The organism is Lamprobacter sp. (genome assembly GCF_034860625.1).
Classification (GTDB): domain Bacteria; phylum Pseudomonadota; class Gammaproteobacteria; order Chromatiales; family Chromatiaceae; genus Lamprobacter.
In genome coordinates this window covers 1-5,264 of sequence record NZ_JAYESN010000217.1, presented here as the reverse complement: position 1 = coordinate 5,264, position 5,264 = coordinate 1, and the positions used below count along the sequence as shown (strand labels likewise).

Sequence of the window (5,264 nt, the reverse complement as noted above, 5' to 3'; positions counted from 1 at the left end):
CCAGAGAAAACAACCCTGGAAAGACTAAAAATCCGATCAGGGCGCGCGTTGGTACAAGTAACCGCTAAACGATCTCGATCCCACAACCAGCCTGAAGGAGAACGCAACATGGCCATCATCAACGGCAGACGCATCGACCCACGCAGCATCGGCAGTGGTGTCAAGGGCAGCGAATTGGCGGGCTACGCTAGGCCGGGCCAGGGCCGTAGGGCGATCCTGGAGTCCAATGGGCGGGTGGAAACCATTCAGCGGGGCAAGACCTATCAGCCTCGGGAACTGGTGGACAAGTACGGCCGGGGCGCAAAGATCACCACCATGCCGGACCGCTCCAAGGGACACGGCTTTGGCGGACGACGCTCCGCACAGTCCAAGCGCATCGTCACCGAGCAGGTGATTGATGTTGCCGAGCATCTGTTCAAGCAGGGCGTCGATTTCGATGAAGACGATGCGCATTGGATGGTCGTGCCTAACTTCCGTCTGCCCGAGCGTTGGCACAGGATTGCTGAACGCACGCCATTGATGATCGCCTTCCCCAATGAGTACCCCGGCCTACCGCCGATCGGCTTCTACCTCATGGCAGACATTCCCTGCTCGCCGGATGGGCATTTCTTCGATGGCGTTGGGCACGGTGCCTGGGAAGAGCCGATTCGCAACGGCTGGAAGTGGTATTGCACTTACATCCACAACGGTGCCTGGAAACCGGCGCGAAACTGGCGCGAGGGTGACAACCTCTACACCTATCTTCATCTGGTCAAGGAAGTGCTGGGGAACTGAGACATGACATCGACGCGCATCCGCTTTTCCCAAGGGGCATTTGCCCACCTGCGTCAGCGTCTGCTGGCCGACCCTAGCCGGGAGGCCTTCGGCCTGTTGTTTGGTCAACGCGAGGACGCTGGCGACACGACCATTATCCGCGTCGTCGCGAGCCACTTCCCTATGCCCGAGGATTATGAGAGTCGCAGCCTCGCCCACCTGCGCCTGCGGCGCGAATACATCTACGACCGCCTGGTCGACATGCAGAAACAAGGGGAAGCCGACACCTTGATCGATGTGCATACCCATCCGTTTTGCGCTGGCGGTGTTCAGTTTTCCGCCCATGACGATGCTGATGAACGGGCTTTTCACCATTGGCTCACCGAGATCCTTGATCTGCATTACGCAAGCCTTGTGCTCAGCCGTTCCGATTATGCGGCACGTCTCTGGGAACGCCATGAGGATAGGTCAACACCTCGCCCAGCGCGGGTTGACACACAGACAGCCCTGGAGCAATGGCCCAACGCCGATCAGGTGCGCGAGACGTCAAAGCATGACGACGCGGCCATGCATCCGCACACGGGCTTTCTTGCCCGCAGCGTGCTGGCACTCGGCCTCGATGTCCTGCGCCAGATTGTTCATGAACAGACCATCGCCGTGGTTGGCGTCGGCGGTCTGGGCTCCATCATCGCCGAACACCTGATCCATAATGGTTTCCACCAGCTCCACCTCATCGACCACGACCGGATCGAGATCACCAACCTCAACCGCATCGTGGGGGCCAGCCTTCAGGACGCACAACAGGAGCGGCTCAAGGTCGACGCCGTGCGCGATCATCTGCTGCGCATCAACCCCGAGGCCCGCATCACCGCCCATGCCAACGGCGTCGAGGAGCCGGAGCTGTTATCGGCGCTGGCCAACTGCGACTGGATCATGCTGGCGACGGACAATCACGCCAGTCGCTTCAAAGCCCAAGAGATTGCCCTGCGCTTTGGCATCCCGCTCATCTCCGCCGGCGTCAATATCAGCGTCGATGATGGTCGCATCACCGACATGAGCGGCGAGGTCATCACGGCACGCTGGGGCGATCGCCTCTGCCTGAATTGCCTGGGGCGCATCGCGCCAACCCGTATCGCCGCCGAAACCATCCCTGGCCTCAGCGACGTCCTTTCGCAACGGGGCTACGTCAGCGGCCAGGACGTCAAGGAACCGGCGGTGAAAACGCTCAACACCATGCTCGCAACCCTGGCCATCGACACCCTGCTGAACCAATTCACCGGCCGCCAGACCCAGGCTCCGATCCTGGTTTACGAAAACAACCAAAGTCCCTGCATCTATCCTGACCACGACAGCGTGGAGCAGCGGCCAAAGACCTGCTTCCACTGTGGCTGACCGCCGTCACGAGAGACAAAGGGAGAGAGCATCATGAACCCCAGCCATCCACCACTCCGTCGTCGCAATCCAGTGGCCAAGGCCTTACCTCGCCTGCGCGGTGGACCACACCGCAGCAAGCCGACTCGTGCGGACCTCAAACGGGATCTGCGTCGGCATCTGGTTGAGGGGCGAGACCCGCCGGAGCGGTTTGGCGACAACGCACCGAACCGCCCATAACCGCCGCCTCAGCCACCGCTACCCGTTCAGATCCCTCGCTCCTCTCCGCCCCAAGTTGCCCGAACCCGGCTGCAGCGGCTATCCTCAGACGCTTATCCGCGCACGCTCGTCCTCGTCTGACAGGCTCGCCACTTTCTCCATGCGAGCGGCAGAACGTGCTCAATTCGCGGTGATGATATGTCAACTCGCGGACGATCTCGCTTCAGGCGCTGAATCTCCGCGATACCAAGCAGGTGCGAGATGTCGGCGAGTCAAGATGACCCCAAGGTGCGTAATGCGCGCGATCTGGTTGAGCGCATCCTGGGCCATCCGCAGGGTGGGATCAAGGTCCTGCTGAAACTGGCCGAGGGACAAGAAACCGAATGGCTGGAGTTTAAGGCGGCACTGTATCCCGAGGGCGGGCAGTTCAAGGACGGAGAAAAAGCGGACGACTACCATTGGCATGTCGCCAAAGCTGCAGTTGCTTTAGCCAATATGGCGGGCGGCGCGGTGATACTCGGCCTGGATGACAACCTGCAACCGGTTGGGCTGGCCGCCAGCGACCCCAAAGGCACCTTGACCACCAAAGGCCGCGAGGCCTTCAATCGCGATATCCTGCTACCTGCCGTCGCTGGCGGTCAGTGGAAGACTGGACGCAGCGGTACCATCCGCCTTGATGGCAGCCTGGCGAGTCAGATTGAAATCCTTAATGCTGACTACCACGCTCATCCTTTGGCGGTGATCCTGGTGACCCCGATGCCTGAGGATGAGTTGCTCGAAGTGCACGAACTGCGCAACCAAGAGCGGCGGTTCATTCCCGTGCGCGTGCCCGGTGCCGTCGGTCAGGTGCGCGATCTTCATGGCCGCAAGGAGCAGCGCAACTACGAACGCACACGCGAAAATCAACTGCGCGGGGATCGCTATGCGCAACTCTGGCAAAGATTTCTCGCCTCCCGCCCAACCGAAACGACCGCGACTCCAGCGAATTTGATTGATGAGGGCGTTGAACAAGCTCTGTCAGCGTATAGCGTTGGCTTCGTCAAGGAATGGCGCTTTTTGCGCGACTTATTCACGCCACTGGATCTTGAGGAACGTGACACCGGCGCTGTCCCCGTCCATGCTCGCGAGTTTGTACCGGAAGCCGAGGAATGGCGCGATCTGTTCGCCTCCGATGATCCCTGGGAGAACGACGATCCGGGTACGGACGATGAAGATGACATTGAGGACGAAGGCACTGAACCGACACAAAACCCGTTGCGGAAGGGAAGCGTCTTCGATTTATTGGCCCAGGAAACGCGAGCCATTCTGCTCGGCGAACCGGGTGCCGGCAAGAGCACCTGTCTACTGCGCCTCGCATTGCACCACGCCGAAGCCTACCACGATGGCGCGACTGTCGCGCTCTTCGTACCGCTGCGGCTTTATACCGACGATGGTTTGAAAGCGCTCATCGCACGACGATGTCACCAATCCTGGCCGATCACGGAAGCGCTAATCCAGGCGGGCCGTTTAGAACTCCTCCTCGACGCCGTCAACGAGTGCCCGCGTCATTTGCAGGAACGTTGTTGCCAGGACATCAAGGCGCTGCTCGACACTTACACCGATCTTCCCGTCCTGATAACCGCTCGCAATCTCAGCTATCGCTGCGAGTTGCGCTTGCCAACCTTCATCGTGCGGCCGCTCGATGCCGAGCAGCAGCAACGGTTCTTGACGGCCTACTTGCGCGGTGATGCCGCGCGTGCCGGCGCACTGCTCGAACAGATTCAGAATCAACCCGGCGGAACACTGATCGCGAGCAGCCCATACCTGTTGCGCACCGTTGTTGCGGTCAGTCGCCGTCAGGGCGAACTGCCGCAAGGGCGGGCGCTGCTCTATCGGCGCTTCTTCGAGGTCTGGTATGAACGCGAAGAGAGCAAAGAATTCGAAACCGGAACTCGCCTGCGTTGGAGTTTTTCCCGAACGCTGGAAGCCTTAACCAATCTGGCACTGGCCGCGCGTCAGATTGGTCGCGTTGAAATGGATCGCACTTGGGCGGAGCGCACTCTACATCCTCTGTTGGCTCATGATACGGCACCCTTTTTAGAACGCGTCGCCCAAGGTTTGCTGTTCCAGTTCGATGTAGAACAGAACAGCTTAAGTTTTAGTCATGAAAGCATTCAAGAATATCTAGCCGCCGAGGCTCTCATACGCCAGCCCAATGCCCTTGCTGATGTGCCAGGGGATGATTCGTCAAACTGGCAAATGCCTTTAGCCTACGCTTTTGAACTTTCTCCGGATCTGCCTGCTTTGTTGATTGAAGAGGCATGGTGTCGTGAGCCGCTGCTTGTTTCTGTTGCACTACGTGACACACAACTATTACCCTCGTTACCAATTCCCGATGACGGCAATCCATGGCTTACCGGTGTGTTGCGCACACTTCATGGTGACTCTTGTGCCGCTGAATCTGAGCGAATCGCCCGCGATTTGCTTTATCCTCCTGTCCACACACTTCCGACTATATTATCCAAAATGCTGACTAGTCAAGCATTTTGGTATGCTGGATTAACACACAAAAACGGCATACGAAGACTGGAACGACTCAGTAAATTAATCACTGAGTGCGAAGAACCGTGGTTGGATATTTTACCTCTAGCATGCAAAGGCAATGAATTATGGAAAACGTCATTAAGCTCGACACATGCTAATTTTTTGCAATGCGTTGAAACAACAAGCACGGATTGCAATTTACATGACCTAACAATACCCCAAATATCTTATTTGCGCCGTAACGATTTATTACGTAAAAGCAAAATTGACGACATTTTAAAACATAAAATTGTCCATGAGGCAAACTCGCTACAACTTCTAAGTACCTCAATACAATAGATTGTAATTTTATTTTTAGATTTTCTTCATTTCTCATAATAATAAAAAGAGTAATCTTA

4 protein-coding genes are annotated in these 5,264 nt (G+C 57.4%); all 4 read left to right on the top strand.

Going from position 1 to position 5,264, the window contains the following annotated elements; all coding sequences use genetic code 11:
• A partial coding sequence (locus VBE63_RS24375; RefSeq protein WP_323685611.1) for a hypothetical protein occupies positions 1–774 on the top strand: 774 nt, incomplete at its 5' end.
• 3 nt (positions 775–777) lie between these two features.
• Positions 778–2,145 carry a ThiF family adenylyltransferase gene (locus VBE63_RS24370; protein ID WP_323685610.1) on the top strand — a complete coding sequence of 456 codons (1,368 nt, stop codon included), beginning with the start codon at positions 778–780 and terminating at the stop codon, positions 2,143–2,145.
• Between the two features lie 33 nt (positions 2,146–2,178).
• The gene (locus VBE63_RS24365) at positions 2,179–2,364 is read left to right on the top strand and encodes a hypothetical protein (RefSeq protein WP_323685609.1); all 186 of its coding nucleotides are present in this window, start codon (positions 2,179–2,181) and stop codon (positions 2,362–2,364) included.
• Between the two features lie 240 nt (positions 2,365–2,604).
• A complete protein-coding gene (locus VBE63_RS24360) occupies positions 2,605–5,205 on the top strand; it encodes an NACHT domain-containing protein (protein WP_323685608.1) in 2,601 nt (866 codons plus the stop codon).
• Positions 5,206–5,264: the final 59 nt, after the last annotated feature.

Bases quoted from the DNA above. Each gene is read 5' to 3' on its own strand.
- VBE63_RS24370 (WP_323685610.1), top strand. From the start codon at position 778: ATGACATCGACGCGCATCCGCTTTTCCCAAGGGGCATTTGCCCACCTG.
- VBE63_RS24365 (WP_323685609.1), top strand. From the start codon at position 2,179: ATGAACCCCAGCCATCCACCACTCCGTCGTCGCAATCCAGTGGCCAAG.
- VBE63_RS24360 (WP_323685608.1), top strand. From the start codon at position 2,605: ATGTCGGCGAGTCAAGATGACCCCAAGGTGCGTAATGCGCGCGATCTG.